This is a genomic window from Sphingomonas sp. Leaf5 (assembly GCF_001421155.1).
In the GTDB taxonomy this organism is placed as follows: domain Bacteria; phylum Pseudomonadota; class Alphaproteobacteria; order Sphingomonadales; family Sphingomonadaceae; genus Sphingomonas.
This window is the reverse complement of sequence record NZ_LMJZ01000019.1, coordinates 87,607-108,016: the sequence shown is the minus strand read 5'-3', so window position 1 is coordinate 108,016 and position 20,410 is coordinate 87,607. Positions and strand designations below refer to the sequence as shown.

The 20,410-nt window shown below is 65.5% G+C and carries 14 protein-coding genes; 9 read left to right on the top strand and 5 right to left on the bottom strand.

From position 1 onward, the window contains the following. The first annotated feature begins 10 nt into the window (after positions 1 to 10). From ASE50_RS11760 to ASE50_RS11750, 3 genes are read left to right on the top strand one after another with little or no spacing between them, the layout of a single operon-like run. Positions 11 to 1,150, top strand: coding sequence for a fumarylacetoacetate hydrolase family protein (locus tag ASE50_RS11760; RefSeq protein WP_056400469.1), 1,140 nt, complete (start codon positions 11 to 13; stop codon positions 1,148 to 1,150). Positions 1,151 to 1,172: 22 nt separating this feature from the next. Next, entirely contained in the window at positions 1,173 to 1,967 is a 795-nt protein-coding gene (locus ASE50_RS11755) for an SDR family NAD(P)-dependent oxidoreductase (protein WP_056400466.1), read from the top strand. Position 1,968: 1 nt separating this feature from the next. Beyond that, positions 1,969 to 2,859 (top strand): SMP-30/gluconolactonase/LRE family protein, encoded by an 891-nt coding sequence (locus ASE50_RS11750; protein WP_056400831.1) that lies wholly within the window; start codon positions 1,969 to 1,971, stop codon positions 2,857 to 2,859. Positions 2,860 to 2,864: 5 nt separating this feature from the next. Here the strand turns inward: ASE50_RS11750 and ASE50_RS11745 are convergent, their stop codons facing one another. Together ASE50_RS11745 and ASE50_RS11740 are read right to left on the bottom strand one after the other, a co-directional pair. Continuing rightward, on the bottom strand, positions 2,865 to 3,236 hold the full coding sequence (locus ASE50_RS11745; RefSeq protein ID WP_056400463.1) for a MerC domain-containing protein: 372 nt from the start codon (positions 3,234 to 3,236) through the stop codon (positions 2,865 to 2,867). Between the two features lie 41 nt (positions 3,237 to 3,277). Beyond that, positions 3,278 to 4,300 (bottom strand): LacI family DNA-binding transcriptional regulator, encoded by a 1,023-nt coding sequence (locus ASE50_RS11740; protein ID WP_056400461.1) that lies wholly within the window; start codon positions 4,298 to 4,300, stop codon positions 3,278 to 3,280. Positions 4,301 to 4,501: 201 nt separating this feature from the next. Between ASE50_RS11740 and ASE50_RS11735 the strand changes: the two genes are divergently transcribed. The 6 genes from ASE50_RS11735 (at position 4,502) to ASE50_RS11710 (ending at position 15,937) form a co-directional block, all read left to right on the top strand. Next, entirely contained in the window at positions 4,502 to 7,270 is a 2,769-nt protein-coding gene (locus ASE50_RS11735) for a TonB-dependent receptor (protein WP_082438984.1), read from the top strand. A 58-nt stretch (positions 7,271 to 7,328) separates the two neighbouring features. Further along, positions 7,329 to 8,843 carry a tryptophan halogenase family protein gene (locus tag ASE50_RS11730; protein WP_056400458.1) on the top strand — a complete coding sequence of 505 codons (1,515 nt, stop codon included), beginning with the start codon at positions 7,329 to 7,331 and terminating at the stop codon, positions 8,841 to 8,843. After that, the gene (locus ASE50_RS11725) at positions 8,840 to 10,624 is read left to right on the top strand and encodes an alpha-amylase family glycosyl hydrolase (RefSeq protein WP_056400455.1); all 1,785 of its coding nucleotides are present in this window, start codon (positions 8,840 to 8,842) and stop codon (positions 10,622 to 10,624) included. Before ASE50_RS11730 ends, ASE50_RS11725 begins: the two co-directional genes overlap by 4 nt. Further along, positions 10,624 to 12,228 carry an alpha-glucosidase family protein gene (locus ASE50_RS11720; RefSeq protein ID WP_056400452.1) on the top strand — a complete coding sequence of 535 codons (1,605 nt, stop codon included), beginning with the start codon at positions 10,624 to 10,626 and terminating at the stop codon, positions 12,226 to 12,228. Before ASE50_RS11725 ends, ASE50_RS11720 begins: the two co-directional genes overlap by 1 nt. Positions 12,229 to 12,245: 17 nt before the next feature. After that, positions 12,246 to 14,288, top strand: a complete 2,043-nt coding sequence (locus tag ASE50_RS11715; RefSeq protein ID WP_156347452.1) for a glycoside hydrolase family 97 protein — start codon at positions 12,246 to 12,248, stop codon at positions 14,286 to 14,288. Positions 14,289 to 14,431: 143 nt separating this feature from the next. Continuing rightward, positions 14,432 to 15,937, top strand: a complete 1,506-nt coding sequence (locus tag ASE50_RS11710) for an MFS transporter (protein ID WP_056400449.1) — start codon at positions 14,432 to 14,434, stop codon at positions 15,935 to 15,937. Here ASE50_RS11710 and glgX read toward each other — a convergent pair. The 3 genes from glgX to glgC are packed head-to-tail and all read right to left on the bottom strand — an operon-like array spanning position 15,924 to position 20,406. Then, the gene (gene glgX / locus ASE50_RS11705; protein ID WP_056400443.1) at positions 15,924 to 17,693 is read right to left on the bottom strand and encodes a glycogen debranching protein GlgX; all 1,770 of its coding nucleotides are present in this window, start codon (positions 17,691 to 17,693) and stop codon (positions 15,924 to 15,926) included. The genes ASE50_RS11710 and glgX overlap by 14 nt on opposite strands. Then, positions 17,690 to 19,105, bottom strand: a complete 1,416-nt coding sequence (gene glgA / locus ASE50_RS11700) for a glycogen synthase GlgA (RefSeq protein WP_056400439.1) — start codon at positions 19,103 to 19,105, stop codon at positions 17,690 to 17,692. Before glgA ends, glgX begins: the two co-directional genes overlap by 4 nt. 41 nt (positions 19,106 to 19,146) lie before the next feature. Continuing rightward, positions 19,147 to 20,406, bottom strand: a complete 1,260-nt coding sequence (gene glgC / locus ASE50_RS11695) for a glucose-1-phosphate adenylyltransferase (protein WP_082438983.1) — start codon at positions 20,404 to 20,406, stop codon at positions 19,147 to 19,149. Positions 20,407 to 20,410: the final 4 nt, after the last annotated feature.

Sequence of the window (20,410 nt, the reverse complement as noted above, 5' to 3'; positions counted from 1 at the left end):
GGAAACGGACATGAAGAACGAACATGCCGCGCGGATGCTGCCGGTGGATCATGATCGGGCGCTGCTGGTCGGGCGGATGGAGTTGGCCGATGGCCCGACGCCGGTCGTCGTGAAGGGCGGTAAGGTCATCGACGTGTCGGCGCATGCCGCGACGGTCGCCGACCTGCTGGAACGCAGCGATATCGCGTCGCTGGACGGTCCGGTCGTGTGCGACACGGCGGCGCTGGCCGATCCGGCGGGCGAGCATCCGCCGATCCTGTCGCCGATCGACCTGCAATGCGTGAAGGCGGCGGGCGTGACCTTTGCCGTCTCGGCGCTCGAACGTGTGATCGAGGAACGCGCGCGCGGCGATGCCGATGCGGCGCAGGGTATTCGTGGCGATCTGGAGGCGCGTATCGGCGGCGGCATCCGTTCGGTGAAGCCGGGTTCGTCCGAAGCCGCCGAACTGAAGGCCGCGCTGATCGACGCTGGCATGTGGTCGCAATATCTCGAGGTCGCGATCGGTCCCGACGCCGAGGTGTTCACGAAGGCTCCCGTGCTGTCGACGATCGGCTGGGGCGGGGATGTCGGCATCCGTTCGGATTCGTCGTGGAACAACCCGGAGCCGGAAATCGTGATCGTCGCGACCAGCGACGGCAAGGCGGTCGGCGCGACGCTCGGCAACGACGTCAACCTTCGCGATTTCGAAGGGCGCTCGGCGCTGCTGCTCGGCAAGGCGAAGGACAATAACGCCTCAACCGGGATCGGGCCGTTCGTCCGTCTGTTCGACGGTACCTTCACGATGGACACGGTGCGCGACGCGGTCGTCGATCTGCGCATCGACGGTCCTGAAGGCTATGTCCTGACCGGCACCAGCACGATGCGCGAGATCAGCCGCGATCCCGAGGATCTGGTGCGACAGGCCTTGTCCGAACATCAATATCCCGACGGTTTCGTCCTGTACCTCGGCACGTTGTTCGCGCCGGTGCAGGATCGTGACGAACCGGGCCGCGGCTTCACCCACAAGCCGGGCGACGTCGTGCGCATCTCGACGCCGTCGCTGGGCGAACTGGCGAACACCGTCACCACCTCCAAGGCCGCCGACCCATGGGCGTTCGGCATCCGCGACCTGATGCGCAACCTTGCGCGCCGCGGCCTGATCGCCGCCTGATACCTCTTTGCTGGAAACTCCCATGTCGCCTGACGATTTCGCTTACCCGATCGCGCCCGAAGCCCGCGCCTCGTTTCCCTCGCTTGGCAACAAGCGCGTGCTTATCACCGGCGGCGGGTCGGGGATCGGTGCGGGCGTGGTCGAAGGGTTCGTGCGGCAGGGCGCGCATGTCACCTTCTTCGACATTGCCGAAGGCGATTCGCTGAAGCTGATCGAGGAACTGGCGGGCGTCGGCCCGACTCCGAAGTTCAAGCGGGTCGACCTGACCGATCTCGCCGCGCTCAAAACGGCGATCGCCGATGCGATTGCCGAGGGCGGCGAATTCGACGTGCTGGTGAACAACGCTGCCAGCGACGATCGCCACACGATCGAGCAGGTCGACGAAGCCTATTGGGACAACCGGATGGGCGTGAACCTGCGCCACCTGTTCTTCGCCGCACAGGCGGTGATCCCGGGCATGAAGGCCAGGGGCAAGGGCGTGATCGTCAACATGGGGTCGATCAGCTGGCATCTCGCGCTGGAGGAACTGACGCTCTACCAGACTGCCAAGGCCGCGATCGAGGGGCTGACCCGCAGCTTCGCGCGCGAACTGGGCGGCGATGGCATTCGTTCGGTCTGCGTCATTCCGGGCAATGTCCGCACCCCGCGCCAGCTGAAATGGTACACCCCGGAGGGCGAGGCCGAGATCGTGAAGGCGCAGTGCCTGAACGGGCGGCTGGTCGCGGGCGATATCGCGGCGATGATCCTGTTCCTTGCGTCCGACGATGCACGGCTGGTAACCGGGCACAGCTTCTTCGTGGATGCAGGGTGGCGGTAAGATGACGAAGGTACAGAAATCCGAACCGGTCAGCGTATGGGATCTGTCGGCCCCGTTGCTGGAAGGGCCGAACTGGGTCGACCGCGACCATGCGCTGTGGTTCGTCTGTATCAAGACGCCGCGCATCCACCGCTATGATCCGGCCAGCGGCGAGCGGCGTAGCTGGGCGGCACCGGGCCAGTGCGGTTTCGTGCTGCCCTCCGCCGATGGCAAGTTCATCGCCGGGCTGCAAAGCGGATTGCACCGCTTCGATCCGACGACCGGCGCATTCGCGCTGCTGGTCGATCCGGAACCCAATCTGCCGGGCAACCGGCTGAACGACGCGACGGTCGCGCCGAACGGTCAACTGTGGTTCGGGACGATGGACGATGGCGAGCGCGCCGCGACCGGTGCGATCTACCGCCTTGCCGCCGACGGGACCGCCATCGCGTCCAGCCCGCAGGTCGCGATCACCAACGGACCGGCGGTCAGCCCCGATGGCAGGACGCTGTATCACGTCGATACGCTGGGCGGGCATGTCTATGCCTGTACCGTCGCCGCAGACGGATCGCTGACCGACCGGCGACTGTTCGTGACGATCCCGAATGCCGAAGGGCATCCCGACGGGCCGGCGGTCGATGCCGAGGGTTGCGTGTGGATCAGCCTGTACGGCGGCTGGGGTATCCGCCGGTATTCGCCCAAAGGCGAGTTGCTGGAAACGATCCGGCTGCCGGTCGACGCGGTCACGAAGGTCGCGTTCGGGGGACCCGATCGCAAGACGGTCTTCGCCACGACGGCCAACAAACATCATGATGCCGATCAGGCGGCGGCGCAGCCGCTGGCGGGCAATCTGTTCCGCTTCGAGGTCGATGTGCCGGGCGTCGCCGGGCCGGAGATTACGGTCGGTATCTGATCCGGTCAGGCGGTGCGCAGCCGTCGCCAGTTGCCGATATGCGCCATGGCAAGCGCGAGGCTGCCGGCGACGGTCAGCGCGGTTTCCGCACCGGGCATGCTGCCGAACACCAGTCCGGCGGCAAGACCGGCAAGTCCCACCCCGCCCAGTAGCAGCGGGACCACCGCGCCATGCGCCCGCCATCCGCCGACCAGTGCCAGTCCGCTGATCGGGATCGCGGTCAGCAGCAGCGCCAGATGCAACCATTCCGACGACGGCAGGCCGATCGTCGCCAGCGCGGGCAACAGCGCGAACAGGATCGGCAGGCCGATGCAATGGATCAGGCAGAGCAGGGACGCACCGATCGCGGCGCTGTCGAGAAAGGTCGAACGTTGCATGCTGACGCAAATGTTACTTTATATCATCATCCGCAAGGGGCTCAGGTTGATTTTCGAACGACCAGTTCGGGCGGCAACAGGGTGGGTGCCGTCGCCCGCCGATCGATCTGCCGGATGAGCATATCGACCAGCAATTCGCCGGCGCGGGCATAATCCTGTCGGATGGTGGTCAGCGGTGGCTGGGCCAGCGAGGCGGCGGGAATATCGTCGAAACCGACTAAGGCGACATCGTCGGGAACGCTCCGCCCCGATTCCACCAGCGCGCGGACCGCGCCCAGCGCGATCATGTCCGACGCGGCAAAGATCGCGTCGAACGCGATGCCCCGCCCGATCAGCCGGCTGGCAGCGTCATAGCCCGACGCTTCGCTCGACAATGCGTCGACCTGCAACCCCGGATCGATGGGCAATCCGGCGTCCTGCAACGCTGCGGCAAGCCCGCGAAAACGGTCGCGCGATTCCGGATACCGGCTCGACGCATCGCCAAGAAACGCGATCCGCCGCCGTCCGCGCTCGATCAGGTGCCGGCCCGCATCATGCCCGCCCGCGAAATTGTCGCAGCCGATGACGGTGCCGGGATGCGCCGGATCGGCCGATCCCCAGCGCACGAAATGCGTCCCCTGCGCCACCAACTGGTCGAGCCGTCGCGAATAATCGTCGAAATCGCCATAGCCGAGCAGGATCAGCCCGTCCGCCTTGCGGCTGTCCTCGTAATCGACGTGCCAGTCGGCCGACAAATGCTGGAACGAGGTGAGCAGGTCATAGCCGCGCGCGCCGCAGGTGTGCAGGATCGACCCCAGCATCGACAGGAAGAACGGGTTGATCCGCGATCCGTCGGGCGCGGGGTCTTCGAAGAACAGCAGCGCGAGCGTCGACGTACTGCCGCGCCGCAGCGCCGACGCGTTCTTGTCGACCTTGTAGTTCAGTTGCGCGGCGATCGCCTCGATCCGCAGCCGCGTCGCGGCGCTGACCGTCCGGTCGCCGCGCAAGGCACGGCTGACGGTCGGCTGCGATACGCCGGCCAGCGCCGCGATATCGAACGAGGTCGGCTTGTCGCCCGCCGCCATGACTGGTCCTTTGCGGCCGGTGGTCGGCCCGATCGATCGAGAGGAAGTACCGGTGTAGCGGGGCCGACCCGCCACCGGCAAGCGTCGACTGAATACGTATGCTGTCCGCTTCTCAAGCGTCTCCGAAGGTTTCAATAGAAGGGTATGGACGAACCGGGCGAAAGAACCGGGGAATCGAATAACGTTGGGGAGGATTGGGATATGCGGTATTCATCGCAGGCGCTGACGTGCGCCCGGCTGGCGCGCGGCGCGAGTATCACGGCATTGATCGCGGCAGGCGTACTGGCCGGAACCGGCAGCGCGTTCGCACAGGCGACGACCGCAGCGGAGCCGACCGCGGTTCAAACCGACGGCACCGATCCGACCGAGCCCGCGGCGACCGCGGACGAGGATATCGTCGTCACCGGTTTCCGCGCCAGCCTCGAAAATGCCGTCGCGGAAAAGAAGAACCGCGATCAGGTCGTCGAATCGATCAGCGCCGAGGATATCGGCAAGCTGCCCGACGCATCGATCGCCGAATCGATCGCCCGCCTGCCGGGTCTGACGTCGCAGCGCGTGTCGGGTCGTTCGAACTCGATCTCGATCCGCGGCTTCGCACCCGATTTCTCGACGACGTTGCTTAACGGTCGCGAACAGACGTCGACCGGCGACAATCGCGCCGTCGAGTACGACCAGTATCCCGCCGAAATCATGAGCCAGGTCCTGGTCTACAAGACCGGTCAGGCGAACCTCGTCGGACAGGGGCTGTCGGGTACCGTCGACCTGCGCACCGTCCGTCCGCTCGAATATGGTCGTCAGGCGATCTCGATCGGGGCACGCGGCACCTATGCCGACCTCGGCAAGCTGAACGCCGGATCGCGCGACAAGGGCTATCGGGTCAGCGGCACCTATGTCGACCAGTTCGCCGACGACACGATCGGCATCGCCCTGTCGGCCAACTATCTCGACGAACCGTACCAGATTCAGGAATTCAACGCCTGGGGCTATGCCGGTTTCAACGGGCAGGGCGTCATCGGCGGGTCGAAGTCCTATGTCACCTCGACGCGTCTGAAGCGGCTCGGCCTGTCGGGCACGCTGCAATACAAGCCGGTCGATAATCTGACCGTTACCGTCGACGGTTTCTATTCGGACTTCAACGACGATCAGTTGAAGCGCGGTATCGAACTGCCGCTCGGCTATGGGCAATCCTTCAACGATCCGACCCAGCCGCAGGGCGTCAAGCTGACCGGCACGACCGCCAATAGCGACGGCTTCGTCACCGCCGGCACGTTCGGCAATGTCGAGGGCGTCGTTCGCAACGACGCGTTCGAGCGCAAGGCGAAGCTGTACGCGTTCGGCTACAACATGGCATGGCGCGGCGACGATGGCTGGAACGCTACGCTTGATGCCAGCTACTCGCGCACCGACCGTGAGGAGATCATCCTCGAAAGCTATGCCGGCACCGGCTATGGCCAGAATGTCGGCGCAAAGGACACGATCGGCTTTACCAGCGGCAAGACCGGCACGCGGTTCAGCCCGACGCTGAACTATTCCGATCCGAACCTGATCCTGCTGACCGATCCGCTCGGTTGGGGTGGGTCGAACCTGCAGGCCGGCTATTTCAACGACCGCAAGGTGCAGGACCGGATTGCGCAATATCGGTTCGAGGTCGAGAAGGAGCTCGACGGCTTCTTCGGTGCGGTCAAGGCCGGGCTGAATTATACCGATCGCGACAAGTCGCTCGATCCGCGCGAAAGCCTGTTGGCGTTGAGCGGCGGCCTGCGCTCGCTGCGTATTCCCGACCAGTATATTCAGGAACCGACCAGCCTCAGCTATCTGGGTCTCGGACCGATGCTGAGCTACGATCCACGCGACCTGTTGGCAGGCGGCGTCTATCAGCTGAACGCCAACACCAGCCCGGACGTGCCGGCAAAGGCGTTTCGTATCGAAGAAGACCTGATGACGATGTACGTCCAGGCGGACATCGATCAGGAAATCGGCGGATCGGTCCTGACCGGCAACGTCGGGGTGCAGGCCGTGGCGACCGAGCAGAAGTCGTCGGGGCTGATCGCCGCCAATCAGGTGCTGTCGCCGACGACGCGCGGTGCGGATTACTGGGACCTGATGCCCAGCCTGAACCTGTCGCTGCGGATGCCGGGCGACTGGGTGATCCGTGCGGGTGCCGCTCGGCAGGTACAGCGGCCGCGGCTCGACGACATGCGCGTCGCCTTGGGCTTCGGCTACAATCCGCAGGAAGGGCTGATCACCGGCGGCGGCGGCAATCCGTCGCTGCGGCCGATCCGGTCGAACTCGTTCGATCTGACGCTGGAGAAATATTTCGGGCGTGCGGGCTACATCGCGGCACAGGGCTTCTACAAGGACCTGAAGTCGTACGTGTACAACCAGACGCTGCCGTTCGACTATTTCGCGTTCCCGACGCCGACCGGCACGCCCGCAGGCACTCCGACCCTCGGTCGCGTCGATCGGCCGATCAACGGTGAGGGCGGCAACATCTACGGCGTCGAACTGGCCGCCACGCTGCCGCTCAGCACGTTCGTATCGTTCCTCGACGGGTTCGGCGTGACGGGGGGCGGTTCGTGGACCAAGACCCAGATCAAACCCGATCCCAACTCGCCGCCGGAAAATATTCCCGGCTATTCGAAATGGGTGGTCAACGGCACCGCCTATTTCGAAAAATGGGGGTTCAGCGCGCGGGGGTCGGCACGGTACCGCTCGACCTTCGTCGGCGAACTGTCGGGCTTCGGCGGCAATCGCCAGCGTCGCCGTGCCTTGGACGAGACGATCATCGATGCGCAGGTCGGGTATGAATTCCCGAAGGGAACGACGCTCGAAGGGCTGTCGCTGTTCGTGCAGGGCCAGAATCTGACCGACGAACGCTTCGCGACCGTCGATCCGTCGTACGATCTCGCGGTGATCGATTATCAGAGCTATGGCCGGCGCTTCCTTGCCGGGGCATCGTTCCGGTTCTGATGTTACATGCCGCCCGTCCGCAACCGGACGGGCGGGGGTGACGTGACGGGAGGCGTTGATGGCGATCGATCAGGTACCCGTCCGCAGCGTGGCGATCGTCGGTGGCGGTTCGGCGGGATGGATGACGGCGGCGGCGCTCGCGCGCTTCCTGCCGGCGGATACGCGGGTGACGCTGATCGAATCCGATGCGATCGGGACGGTCGGGGTGGGCGAGGCGACGATCCCGCAGCTTCGCCTGTTCAATCAGCATTTGGGGATCGACGAGGACGACTTCGTCGCGCGCACCGGGGGCAGTTTCAAACTCGGTATCGAGTTCGCCGGCTGGAATGGCGCGGACAGTCGCTACCTCCACGCGTTCGGCACGATCGGCCGGTCGCTGGGGCTGGTGCCGTTCCACCAGTATTGGCTGGCGGCGGGCGGCGGCGATGCGCCGGAATCGCTATGGTCGCACAGCGCGTGTGCGGCCGCGGCGTCGGCGAACCGGTTCGATCGCGATCCGGGCAATCCGCAGGCACCATCGGGCATCGCGTGGGCCTATCACTTCGATGCGGCGCGCTACGCCGCGTATCTGCGCGAACGCGCCGAGGCGGGCGGGGTCGAACGGGCCGAGGGGCGGGTCGTTGCGGTCGGTCTGAACGACGTCGGGATCGACACCGTCACGCTGGACGACGGACGGACCATCGCGGCCGACTTCTTCGTCGATTGTTCGGGGTTTGCCGCGCTGCTCATCGGGCGGCTGGCCGGCGATCGTTGGGACGACTGGTCGGCGCTGCTGCCGTGCGACCGGGCACTGGCGGTCCCCTGCGCCGCGACACAGCCGGTTACGCCCTATACCCGCGCCACTGCCCGGTCGGCGGGATGGCAGTGGCGCATCCCGTTACAGGCGCGGACCGGGAACGGGCTGGTCTATTCGAGCGCGCATCTGTCCGACGACGAAGCAGCGGCGACGTTGCTCGGCAACCTCGACGGAGCGGCGCTGGCCGATCCCAGGCCGCTGCGCTTCACCACCGGGCGTCGCCATGCGCCGTGGATCGGCAATTGCGTCGCGCTGGGACTGGCGGCGGGGTTTCTGGAGCCGCTCGAATCGACGTCGATCCATCTGGTCCAGTCGGGCATTGCGCGGCTGTTGTCGCTCTGGCCCGCCTCCCGGCCGCGTCCCGCCGATATCGCCGCGTTCAACCGCCAGTCGGAACGCGAATGGCTCGGCGTTCGCGACTTCCTGATCGCGCATTATGCGCTGAACGGTCGTGACGAACCCTTTTGGCAGGAACGCCGTGCGACGCCGCTGCCCGATAGTCTGGCGGAACGCATCGCGCTGTTCCGTGAATCCGGCCGGATCGTTCGCGACGAACACGAATTGTTCGCCGAAGTCGCATGGGTGCAACTATTGGTCGGGCAGGGGGTGCGGGCCGGCGGCTATCATCCGCTCGCCGATGCGTTGCCCGCCGAACGCCGGAGCCAGTTTCTCGACATGAGTTCGAAACATGTCGCCGCCACGGTCGCGCGGATGCCGACCCATGACCAGTTCCTGCGCGCCCACTGCCCGGCGCCCGATGCAAAGGTTGCCGCGTGATCCGATCCCTGCTCCTCGCCCTGACGCTGGGTGCCAGCGCGCTGCCTGCCGCCGCGCAGGATTTCCGCGCCCGTGCGCCCGAGGACGAGGTAATCTATTTCGTGCTGCCCGACCGGTTCGAAAATGGCGACCGCGCCAATGATCGCGGCGGCCTGACCGGCGACCGGATGGTCCATGGCTATGATCCGACCGCCAAGGGCTTCTACCATGGCGGCGACCTGAAGGGGCTGACCGCGCGGCTGCCCTACATCCAGTCGCTCGGCGCGACCGCGATCTGGGTCGGGCCGATCTTCAAAAACAAGCCGGTACAGGGCGGGCCGGGTCAGGAATCGGCGGGTTATCACGGCTATTGGATCACCGACTTCACCCAGGTCGACCCGCATCTCGGCACCAACGCCGATTTCAAGGCGCTGGTCGACGCAGCGCATGCCCGCGGGATGAAGGTCTATATGGACATCATCGCCAACCACACCGCCGACGTGATCCAGTATCGCGAATGTGCCGACAAGAGCGCGTGCGTCTATCGCAGCCGCGCCGACTATCCCTATGCGGCAAAGGGCAAGAACAAGGGGTTCGCCGGCGACGCCGTGCAGACGCCAGAGAATTTCGCGAAGCTGACCGATCCGTCCTTTGCCTACACACCCTATGTGCCCGCACCCGAAAAGGCAGTGAAAGTGCCGGCATGGCTCAACGATCCGATCTATTACCATAATCGCGGCAACACGACCTTCACCAACGAAAGCTCGCAGATGGGCGATTTCGTCGGGCTGGACGACCTGATGACCGAAAACCCGCGCGTCGTCGCCGGCATGATCGACATCTTTGGCGGGTGGATCGACCGGTTCGGCATCGACGGATATCGCATCGATACGGCGCGGCACGTGAACCCCGAATTCTGGGCGGCGTTCGTGCCGGCGATGCTCGACCGTGCCCGGGCAAAGGGTATCCCGAACTTCCATATCTTCGGGGAGGTCGCGATGTCGTCGCTAGACGCCGGCGGGCTGGCGGCGTGGACGAAGACCGGCAAGTTTCCGGCGGTCCTCGACTTCTCGTTCCGCGAAGCGGTGTTGCAGACCGTCGCCGGCAAGAAGGGTACCGACGCCTTCGAAACCGTGTTCGACGGTGACGTGCTATATGCGGGTGGTGAGGCCATGGCGCGGCAATTGCCGACCTTCACCGGCAATCACGATAACGGCCGCTTCGCTTTCTATGTCCGGCAGGCGCGGCCGCAAGCGAGCGATGCCGAAATCCTGTCGCGCGTGATGCTGTCGAACGCGATGCTGCTGACCCTGCGCGGCGTGCCGACCATCTATTCGGGCGACGAACAGGGGTTTGCCGGCGACGGCAACGATCAGGACGCACGCGAGGATATGTTCGCATCGCAAGTCGCGTCGTACAACGACAACAGGTTGCTCGGCACGACCGCCACTACCGCGACCGCGAACTTCACCCCGACCCACCCGCTGTATCGGCAGATCGCCAACCTCGCGAAGCTGCGCACGACCACCCCGGCGCTGACCCGCGGACGGCAGGTACTGCGCGCCCGTGAGGAAACGCCTGGCCTGCTTGCTATCTCGCGCTTCGATCCGGCCAACAACGCCGAAGTCCTGCTGCTGTTCAACACCTCGACCGCGCCGATCACCCGCAACGTGCAGGTCGAAACCGCCTCGACCCGCTTCCGTGCGCTGGCCGGTCGCTGCGGCAGCGTGACCGCACCCGGTGCGATCCGTGTCGACCTTCCCGCCCTTGGCTATGCGGTATGCGCCGCGGAGACCCGATAATGACCGAGACTGCGAACGCCCGTCGCTGGTGGCACGGCGCGACCATCTACCAGATCTATCCGCGCAGTTTCGCGGACAGCAATGGCGACGGTATCGGTGATTTGCCGGGAATTACCGCGCACCTCGATCATGTCGCGTCGCTGGGCGTCGAAGCGATGTGGCTGTCACCCTTCTTCACCTCGCCGATGAAGGATTTCGGCTATGACGTTGCGAATTATTGCAATGTCGATCCGATCTTCGGCACGCTCGCCGATTTCGACGCGCTGATCGCGCGCGCCCATGCGCTCGGGCTGAAGATCATCATCGACCAAGTCTGGTCACATACCAGCGACGAACATCCGTGGTTCGTCGAGAGCCGGTCGAGCCGTACGAACCCCAAGGCCGACTGGTATGTCTGGGCCGATGCCAAGCCCGACGGTTCGCCGCCCAGCAACTGGCAATCGGTGTTTGGCGGCCCGGCATGGACATGGGATGCGCGGCGCGGCCAATATTATCTGCATAACTTCCTGAAGGAACAGCCGCAACTCCATGGCCACAATGCGGAATTGCAGGAGGCGCTGCTCGACACCGCGCGCTTCTGGCTCGACCGCGGTGTCGACGGCTTCCGGTTGGACGCGATCAACTTCGCGATGCACGACCCCGAACTGCGCGACAATCCGCCGATGCCGAGCAACGGCAAGACCCGGACCCGCCCGTTCGATTTTCAGCGCAAGCTGTATAATCAGGGGCATCCGGACATTCCGGCCTTCCTCGAACGGGTGCGCGCGCTGCTCGACAGCTATGACGGCGACCGCTTCACGGTAGCGGAGATCGGCGGCGACGACGCGACGCGCGAAATGAAGCTGTTCTGCGCAGGGGATACGCGGCTCAACACGGCCTATGGCTTCGACTTTCTCTATGCCCCCGAACTGTCGCCACGCATCCTGCGCGACGCGATCGAGCCATGGGACGACGGCTCGCCATGGCCGAGCTGGGCATTCGAGAACCATGACGCGCCGCGTGCCGTCTCCCGCTGGTTGCCCGCAGGGGCGGACGCCGATGCGTTCGGCCGGATCAAGATGCTGCTGCTCGCCTGCCTGCGCGGCAATATCTTCCTGTACAATGGCGAGGAACTGGGCCTGCCGCAGGTCGAGATCGCTTTCGAGGATCTGCAGGACCCCGAAGCGATCGCCAACTGGCCGCTGACCCTGTCGCGCGACGGGGCGCGGACCCCGATGCCATGGGCGGCCGACGCCGACAATCTCGGTTTCGGCGCGGGCAAGCCGTGGCTGCCGGCCGGCGAGGCGCACCGGCCGCTGGCGGTCGACCGGCAGGAGGGCGATGCCCGCTCGTTGCTGAACTTCACCCGCCACGTGCTGCGCCTGCGCAACGCGCATCCGGCGCTGCGGTCGGGCAGCATGACCATCGTCGAGGCGTCGGATGCGATCCTCGCCTTCGAGCGTGAACTTGAGGGGCAGCGGCTTTTGTGTGTCTTCAATCTGTCGAACGACGAAGCGACGTTCGCAGCGAGCGCTGACTGGCGCGTCATCGAAACCATCGGCAACGTCGACGGCGACCGGTTCGGTCCGTTCGCGGCGCGCGTTGCTATTCGCGACGAAGCATGAGGAATATCGTGTTGAGGATGATGAAACTGGCACTGGCGCTGGGCGGCATGACCGCCATGGCCTCGCCTGCCTTTGCCGAGGTCGTCGCGCGTGCTGCGTCGCCCGACGGCAAGCTGACGATCGCCATCAGTCTCGATAACGAAGGTCGCCCCAGCTATTCGGTCGCGAAGGACGGCAAGGCGGTGCTGAACGACAGCAAGCTCGGCTTCCTGTTCACCGACGCGCCGAAGATCGAGCGCGGGCTGACGCTGGCGGGGACGAAGCGCGACCGCTCGGACTCGACCTGGACGCAGCCGTTCGGCGAGTGGAAGACGATCCGCGACAACCACACCGAACTGACGGTCACGTTCCGCGAGGCGAAGAACCTGAAGCGCGAGATGGCGGTCACCTTCCGCCTGTTCGATGATGGGCTCGGCTTTCGCTATACCCTGCCGAAACAAGCGAATCTGACGATGGTCAATATCGCCGACGAACTGACCCAGTTCGCCTTCGCCGAACCCGGCACTGCATGGTGGAAGCCGGCGTTCGAATGGAATCGCGAGGAGTATCTCTACAACAAGACTCCGCTCGACGCGGTTGGCACCGCCCAGACGGTGATGACGGTAAAGCTCGCCAGCGGGCGTCACGTTGCGATCCACGAAGCGGCACTGACCGACTATTCGGCGATGAACCTCGCCCGGTCGGAGGGCACGACGTTTCGCGCGGTGCTGACGCCCGGATCGAACGGTCCGAAGGTGACGCGCGCCGCCGGGTTTTCGACACCGTGGCGGACCATCGCCATCGCCGACGATGCCGCCGAGTTGTACGCGGCAAGCCGCATCGGACTGAACCTCAACGAACCCAACAAGCTGGGCGACACGTCGGGCTGGATTCAGCCGGGCAAGTTCGTCGGCGTGTGGTGGAACATGATCAAGGGCGACTGGACGTGGGCGCGTGGGCCGAATCACGGTGCCACCACCGCGAACGTCCGACGCTATATCGACTTCGCCGCCGCCAACGGCATTCAGGGGGTGCTGGTCGAGGGATGGAATGTCGGCTGGGACGGTGACTGGCTCGGCAACGGCAACGACATGAACTTCAGCGGCCCGACCGAGGATTTCGATGCGGCGGCGCTTGCCGCCTATGCGAAGTCGAAAGGTGTACGCCTGATCGGCCATCATGAGACCGGCGGTTCGGTCAGCCATTATGACGCGCAACTCGACACCGCGTTCAAATGGGCGGCCGACCACGGCGAACGCGTGGTCAAGACCGGCTATGTCACCGATGCCGGCCAGATCGAGCGCGTCGATGCCGATGGATCGAAGCATCGCGAGTGGCATGAGGGACAATGGATGGTGAATCATCACCAGCGCGTCCTGAACGCCGCCGCCCGTTACAAGGTGTCGATCGACAGCCATGAACCGGTCAAGGACACCGGCCTGCGGCGTACCTGGCCCAACTGGCTGAGCCGCGAAGGCGGGCGCGGTATGGAATATAACGCATGGGAAGGCGGCAAGAACCCGCCCGAGCATGAGGCCAACATGGTCTTCACCCAGTTTCTGGGGGGGCCGATGGACTTCACGCCGGGCGTGTTGAGCCTGACCGGCAGCAACGGCAGTGCGATCAAGTCGACCATCGCCAAGCAACTGGCATTATATGTCGTGCTGTATTCACCGGTCGTCATGGCGGCCGATACGCCCGAAAACTACGCGCGCTATCCCGCCGCGTTCAAGTTCATCCGCGACGTGCCGACCGACTGGTCCGACACCCGCGTGCTGAACGGCGAGGTCGGCGATTATGCGACGATCGTGCGCAAGGCGGCGGGCAGCAACGACTGGTATCTTGGCGCAATCGGCGACGAAGAGGCGCGCAACTCGACGGTGACGCTCGATTTCCTCGATGCGGGCAAGACCTATACAGCGGAAATCTATCGCGACGGGCCGGGCGCCGATTACCGGACCGACGCCCGCCATTCGATCACCATCGAACAGCGCCCGGTGAAGAAGGGCGATACGATGACGATCGCGCTGGCGCCCGGCGGTGGCGAGGCGATCCGGTTCGTGGCAGCGAAGCGCAAGTAAAGTTCCTCCCCGGAACGGGGAGGGGGACCGCAGCCAAAGGCGGTGGTGGAGGGGGATGGCCCCGCAACGCTACGGTGGCGGGTGGGGCGATCCCCCTCCACCGTCCTGCGGACGGTCCCCCTCCCCGTGAACGGGGAGGATTTATGACGACTACCAACCGTCCGACGCTCGGCTTCGCCCAGCTCTGGAACATCTCGTTCGGTTTCTTCGGCATCCAGATCGGCTTCGCGCTGCAAAACGCGAATGCCAGTCGCATTTTCCAGTCGCTCGGCACCCCGATCGACCAGTTGGGGCTGATGTGGATCGCGGCCCCGCTGACCGGGCTGCTGGTCCAGCCGTTGATCGGCCATTATTCCGACCGGACCTGGGGACGACTGGGGCGCAGGCGACCCTATTTCCTGATCGGTGCGATCCTGTGTACCTGCGCGCTGTTCTTCATGCCGAACTCGCCGAGCATTCTTGCGGCGGCGATGACGCTATGGATTCTCGACGCGTCGCTGAACGTGTCGATGGAGCCGTTCCGCGCGTTCGTCGGGGACATGCTGTCGCCCCGGCAGCGCCCGGCGGGCTATGCGTTCCAGACATGGTTCATCGGTGCCGGCGCGGTCGTCGCCAGCATCGCGCCCTATGTCTTTGAAAACGTCTTCGGCGTCAGCAACACCGCTCCGGCGGGCGCGGTGCCCGATGCCGTCCGCTACGGCTTCTATTTCGGCGGCGTGATGCTGCTGATCGCGGTGCTGTGGACCGTCCTGACCGTTCGCGAATACAGCCCGGCGGAACTGGCGGCGTTCGGGGAAGAAGCGCAGGAACCCGTCGACCATACCCCGCCCGTCATCCCCCAGCGCGGACCGTCGTGGATCGTCGGCGGCATCGTCGTCGCGCTGTTGATCGCATGGGCCGAACGTAGCGGCGCGTTGGCAAGCGGTCGCGAAGCCTATTTCGTCGCCGCCGGCGTCGCGCTGTATGGCGTGGCGCAGCTGATATCCGGCACGTTGGTCCGCGCCGGGCGTGGCGACAATGTGTTGAGCCACATCATCGGCGATCTGGCGACCATGCCCGACACGATGCGGCGGCTGGCGCTGGTCCAGTTCTTCACCTGGGGGGCACTCATCATCATGTGGGTCTATACGACCCCGGTGATCGCGCAGCAGGTATGGGGCACGATCGACCCGACTTCGGACGGGTATAATCAGGCGGGCAGCTGGGTCGGCATCCTCTTCGCGATCTATTCGGGCGTCGCGGCGGTGGCGGCGTTCGCCTTGCCGGTGCTGGCACGCCGGATCGGCGCGGCGCGGACGCATCTGCTGTGCCTTGCCATCGGCGCGGTGGCCTATATCGGCATCTTCCTGACGCATGACCGGACGGGCATGATCCTGCCGATGATCGGGATCGGCATCGCATGGGCCTCGGTGCTGACCATGCCCTATGTGCTGCTCGCCAACGCCCTGCCGCAGCGCAAGCTGGGCGTGTATATGGGCATCTTCAATTTCTTCATCGTCCTGCCGCAGCTGATGGTCGCGACCGTGATGGGCGGGGTCATCAAGACGTGGTTCCCGACCAATCCGGCCTACACCATGCTGGTCGCGGCGACGGTAATGGCGTTGGCGGCGGTGGCGATGCTTCGGGTGCGTGAGCCTATTGCAGGGTGACGGTTCGTCCGGCGCGGTCGATCCGGATCGATGCGCCGGGCAGCCGAAGTTCGAAGCCGGGGCAGTCGGGTGCTTCCCAGTTTGCCGGGGTCATCGGCTGCCCGTCGAGGGTCAGCCAGATCGCCTGATCGGGCACGTGCCGGTCGAACACCGCCGGTCGTTCGCGCCGCCAGCGTGCCAGTGCGGCGACATGATCCTCCAGCGCCACGTCGCGCGCCGCCCAGTCGACCCAGGTGATCGCATTGTCCTGCGCATAGGCATTGTTGTTGCCCCGCTGGCTGCGTCCGAATTCGTCGCCTGCGGTCAACTGGATATGGCCGCGCGTCGCGAACAGGGTCGCCAGCAACGCGCGCAGATCGGCGGTGCGCGCGGCGATCACCCTCGCATCGTCGGACGGCCCTTCGACCCCGTGATTCCACGATAGATTGTCGCCATGCCCGTCGCGATTATCCTCGCCATTCGCGTGATTGTGGCGATCGACATGCGATATCAGGTCGGCAAGGGTGAAGCCGTCATGCGCGGCAAGGAAGTTGACGCTGCGGGTGGGCGATCCGAAGATATCGGCCGACCCCATCAATCGCGTCGCCAGGGTCCCGACGCTGCCGTCACCGCGCCAGAACCGGCGGACATCGTCACGATAGCGGTCGTTCCATTCGATCCAGTCAGGTGGAAACTGCCCGAGCTGATACCCGCCCGGACCGATATCCCATGGCTCGGCGATCATCACCCGGTCGGCGAGCAGCGGATCGGCGGCGATGGCGGCGAAGATCGGGGCGTCGCGGTCGAACCCCGGCGACCGCGCGATGACCGGGGCGAGGTCGAAGCGGAATCCGTCGACGCCCAACGCCGCGAAATGCCGCAGCGACGCGAGGATCAGATCGCGAACCCCCGCGTCTCCGGCGTCCAGCGTGTTGCCGGTGCCGGTATCGTTGATGAGGCTCCCATCCGGTGCATGCGCATAGCTGCGATCGTCGAGCCCGCGCAGCGACAGGATCGGCCCATGCACGTCGCTCTCGCCGCTATGGTTGAACACCATGTCGAGGATCACGCCAATATCGGCAGCATGCAGCGCCGCGATCGTGTCGCGCAGTTCGGTGACGCCGCCGGGGGCAAGGCCGGGGTCGACCGCCATGAACGCGACCGGGTTGTACCCCCACGCATTGCCGAGCCCCAGCGGCGGCAGATGCCGTTCGTCGATCCAGGCGACGATCGGCATCAGTTCGACCGCGCCGACGCCGATCTTGCGCAGATGGGCGATGACCGACGGATGCGCCAGCGCCGCGATCGTCCCGCGTTGTGCCTCCGGCACGTCGGGGTGCAGCATGGTGAAGCCACGCACGTTCAGTTCGTAGATCGGCCGTGCCGGATCGATGCGCGGTGGCTCCGGCCGGATCGGTTCGGACGGTGCCGGGACGATCGCGCGCGGCACGATCGACGCCGTATCCGCCCCAAACCGCGACAGGGCCGGATCATGAACGAACCGCCGGTCCAGTTCGACGGCATAGGGGTCGACCAACAACTTGGCCGGATCGAACCAGCGCCCCGCCCCGGGTGCCCAGTCGCCGTCGGCGCGATAGCCATAATGCTGCCCCGGACCGACACTCGCGACATCGACGACGAACCAGTCGCCGTCGCGCGTCATCGCCACCCGGCGTTCTACGTCGCCGTCGAACAGGCATAGCCACACCGCCGCGGCATCCCGCGCGCGGACGGCAAAGCGGGTTCCGCCGTCGATGGCACTGGCACCGGCAATCACCGGGTCGTCAGTCCGCGATAGAGTTCGGCATAGCGGGCGCCGCTGCGCTTCCAGGAAAAGTCGGCGCGCATCCCCTGCTTCTGCATCGCCGTCCACAGATCGCTACGGGCATATAGTGCCATTGTCCGGCGCAGCGCGTGAAGCAGCCCGTCCGGCGTCACCGCTGCGAATTGAACACCGGTCGCGACCCCGGCCGCCACCGCCGCTTCGTTCGCGTCGATGACCGTATCGGCCAATCCGCCGGTCCTCGCCACCACCGGCACGCAGCCATAGGCCAGCCCGTATAATTGCGTCAGCCCGCATGGTTCGAAGCGCGACGGGATCAGGATCGCATCGCCGCCCCCCTGCAACAGATGCGAGACCGCTTCGTCATAGCCGATCCGCACACCGACGCGCCCGCCATGCCGGTTGCGCGCCGCCATGAACGCGCCTTCCAGTGCCGCATCGCCCGATCCGAGCAAGGCCAGACGTCCGCCCATCGCGACGAGCGCGTCGAGGCTGTTGGCGAGCACGTCCATTCCCTTTTGCCAGGTCAGCCGGCTGACGACGATGAAGATCGGTCCGTCACCGCGATCGAGGTCGAACGCCGCCTCCACCGCGCGCTTGTTCGTGCGGCGGCGCGACAGGTTCCGCGCGGAATAGCGGGCGGGGAGGGCGGTGTCATGCTCGGGCGACCATACCGCCGGATCGATTCCGTTGACGATGCCGCTCACCCGGTCGCGGCGCGCCTCGATCAATCCTTCCAGACCCATGCCGAATTCGCTGCGCCGGATTTCCTCGGCATAGCTGGGTGACACGGTGGTAATCGCATCGGCCGATGCCAGCCCGGCCTTCAACAGCCCGACGCCGCCATAATATTCGATCCCGTCGAGCGCGAAGGCGGCGTCAGGCAGGGCCAGCCCGGCGAATACGGCGGCGTCGTAGCGGCCCTGAAAGGCGATATTGTGGATCGTCAGCACACTGGGCACGGTCGCACCGTCATAACGCAGGTAAGCCGGCGCCATCGCCCCTTGCCAGTCATGCGCATGCAACAGGTCGAACCGCGGCGCGATATCCGCCGCTGCGCGCCCGAGCGCGGCGAAGCGCCGCCAATTGTCGCTCCAGTCGCGGCCCGTCGTGTCAGCATAGGGGCCACCGTCGCGGGCGAACAGTTCCGGTGCGTCGAGGACCAGCAGCGGATGGCCGTCGACCTTCCCGTCCAGCAGCCGCGCCGGTGTACCGAGCAGATCGTCCCAGCGATGGACCGGCTTCACCCTGCCCAGATGCTTCAGCACCGATGGATAGCCGGGCAGCAACGTCGTCGTCTCCGCCCCGTGCGGCGCGAGCGCGGCGGGCAGGGCACCGACGACGTCGGCGAGGCCGCCGGTCTTGACCAGCGGATACGCCTCCGACGCGACCGATAGAACGCGCACCTACGACTTGCCCATGATGCGCGAAGGGGTGGAGCGCAACATCACGCCTCCAGCCGGTCGATCATCGGCTGGGTAATCAGGCAAATTCCCCGTTCCGTCCGGCGGAAGCGGTGACCGTCGATCACCGGGTCTTCGCCGATCACCAGCCCGTCGGGGATCGTCACGCCGGCATCGACCACGCACCGAGTCAATCGTGCGCCGCGCCCGATCCGGGTCATCGGCAGGATCACCGATTCGTCGATGTTGCTGAAGCTGTGCGCGCGGACCCCGGTGCTCAGCAGACTGCGATGAATGCTGGACCCCGACACGATGCAGTCGCCCGATACCAGGCTCGACACCGCGCAGCCGCGCCGGCCATCGACGTCATGGACGAACTTCGCCGGGGGTGTGATTTCCGAATAGGTCCATAGCGGCCAGCTGCGATCGTACAGGTCGAGTTCGGGCACCACGTCGGTCAGGTCGATATTCGCTTCCCAATAGGCGTCGACGGTGCCGACGTCGCGCCAATAGGCGCGCGGCTCTTCCGGGCTGCGCACGCACGATGCGGAGAAGCGATGCGCCTGCGCATGGCCGTGCTTCACCAGCCACGGGATCAGGTCCTTGCCGAAGTCCCGGCTGGAGCCCGCTGTATCGGCGTCGCGACGCAGTTGCTCGAACAGCAAGGCGGTACGGAACACATAGATGCCAAGGCTGGCGAGCGCGAGATCGGGCTGTCCGGGGATCGCCGGCGGGTCCTTGGGTTTTTCGACGAAATCGATGATCCGGTCCTGTGCATCGACATGCATCACGCCGAAACCGACCGCCTCCATCCGCGGCACCTCCATGCACGCCACGGTCACGTCGGCACCGGTGTCGACATGCTGTTGCAGCATGAGCTCGTAATCCATCTTGTAGATATGATCGCCCGCGAGGATGACCATATATTCGGGATTATAGCTCTGGATGATGTCGATATTCTGGAACACCGCATCGGCGGTGCCCTCATACCATTGAAACTCGCTGATCCGCTGGCTGGCCGGCAGGATATCGAAGCTTTCGTTGCGTTCGGGACGCAGGAAGTTCCAGCCGCGCTGTAAATGCCGGATCAGGCTGTGCGCCTTGTACTGGGTCGCCACGCCGATGCGGCGGATGCCCGAATTGATCGCGTTCGACAGTGCGAAATCGATGATCCGGCTCTTGCCGCCGAAATAGACGGCGGGCTTGGCGCGGGTGTCGGTCATCTCGAACAACCGGCTGCCGCGTCCGCCCGCCAGAACATAGGCCATCGCGTCGCGCGCCAATGGTTGTCCCCGACGTTCCATGTAC

Coding starts and splice junctions, on each gene's coding strand:
- ASE50_RS11760 (WP_056400469.1), top strand. CDS start 11: ATGAAGAACGAACATGCCGCGCGGATGCTGCCGGTGGATCATGATCGG.
- ASE50_RS11755 (WP_056400466.1), top strand. CDS start 1,173: ATGTCGCCTGACGATTTCGCTTACCCGATCGCGCCCGAAGCCCGCGCC.
- ASE50_RS11750 (WP_056400831.1), top strand. CDS start 1,969: ATGACGAAGGTACAGAAATCCGAACCGGTCAGCGTATGGGATCTGTCG.
- ASE50_RS11745 (WP_056400463.1), bottom strand. CDS start 3,236: ATGCAACGTTCGACCTTTCTCGACAGCGCCGCGATCGGTGCGTCCCTG.
- ASE50_RS11740 (WP_056400461.1), bottom strand. CDS start 4,300: ATGGCGGCGGGCGACAAGCCGACCTCGTTCGATATCGCGGCGCTGGCC.
- ASE50_RS11735 (WP_082438984.1), top strand. CDS start 4,502: ATGCGGTATTCATCGCAGGCGCTGACGTGCGCCCGGCTGGCGCGCGGC.
- ASE50_RS11730 (WP_056400458.1), top strand. CDS start 7,329: ATGGCGATCGATCAGGTACCCGTCCGCAGCGTGGCGATCGTCGGTGGC.
- ASE50_RS11720 (WP_056400452.1), top strand. CDS start 10,624: ATGACCGAGACTGCGAACGCCCGTCGCTGGTGGCACGGCGCGACCATC.
- ASE50_RS11715 (WP_156347452.1), top strand. CDS start 12,246: ATGATGAAACTGGCACTGGCGCTGGGCGGCATGACCGCCATGGCCTCG.
- ASE50_RS11710 (WP_056400449.1), top strand. CDS start 14,432: ATGACGACTACCAACCGTCCGACGCTCGGCTTCGCCCAGCTCTGGAAC.
- glgC (WP_082438983.1), bottom strand. CDS start 20,406: ATGGAACGTCGGGGACAACCATTGGCGCGCGACGCGATGGCCTATGTT.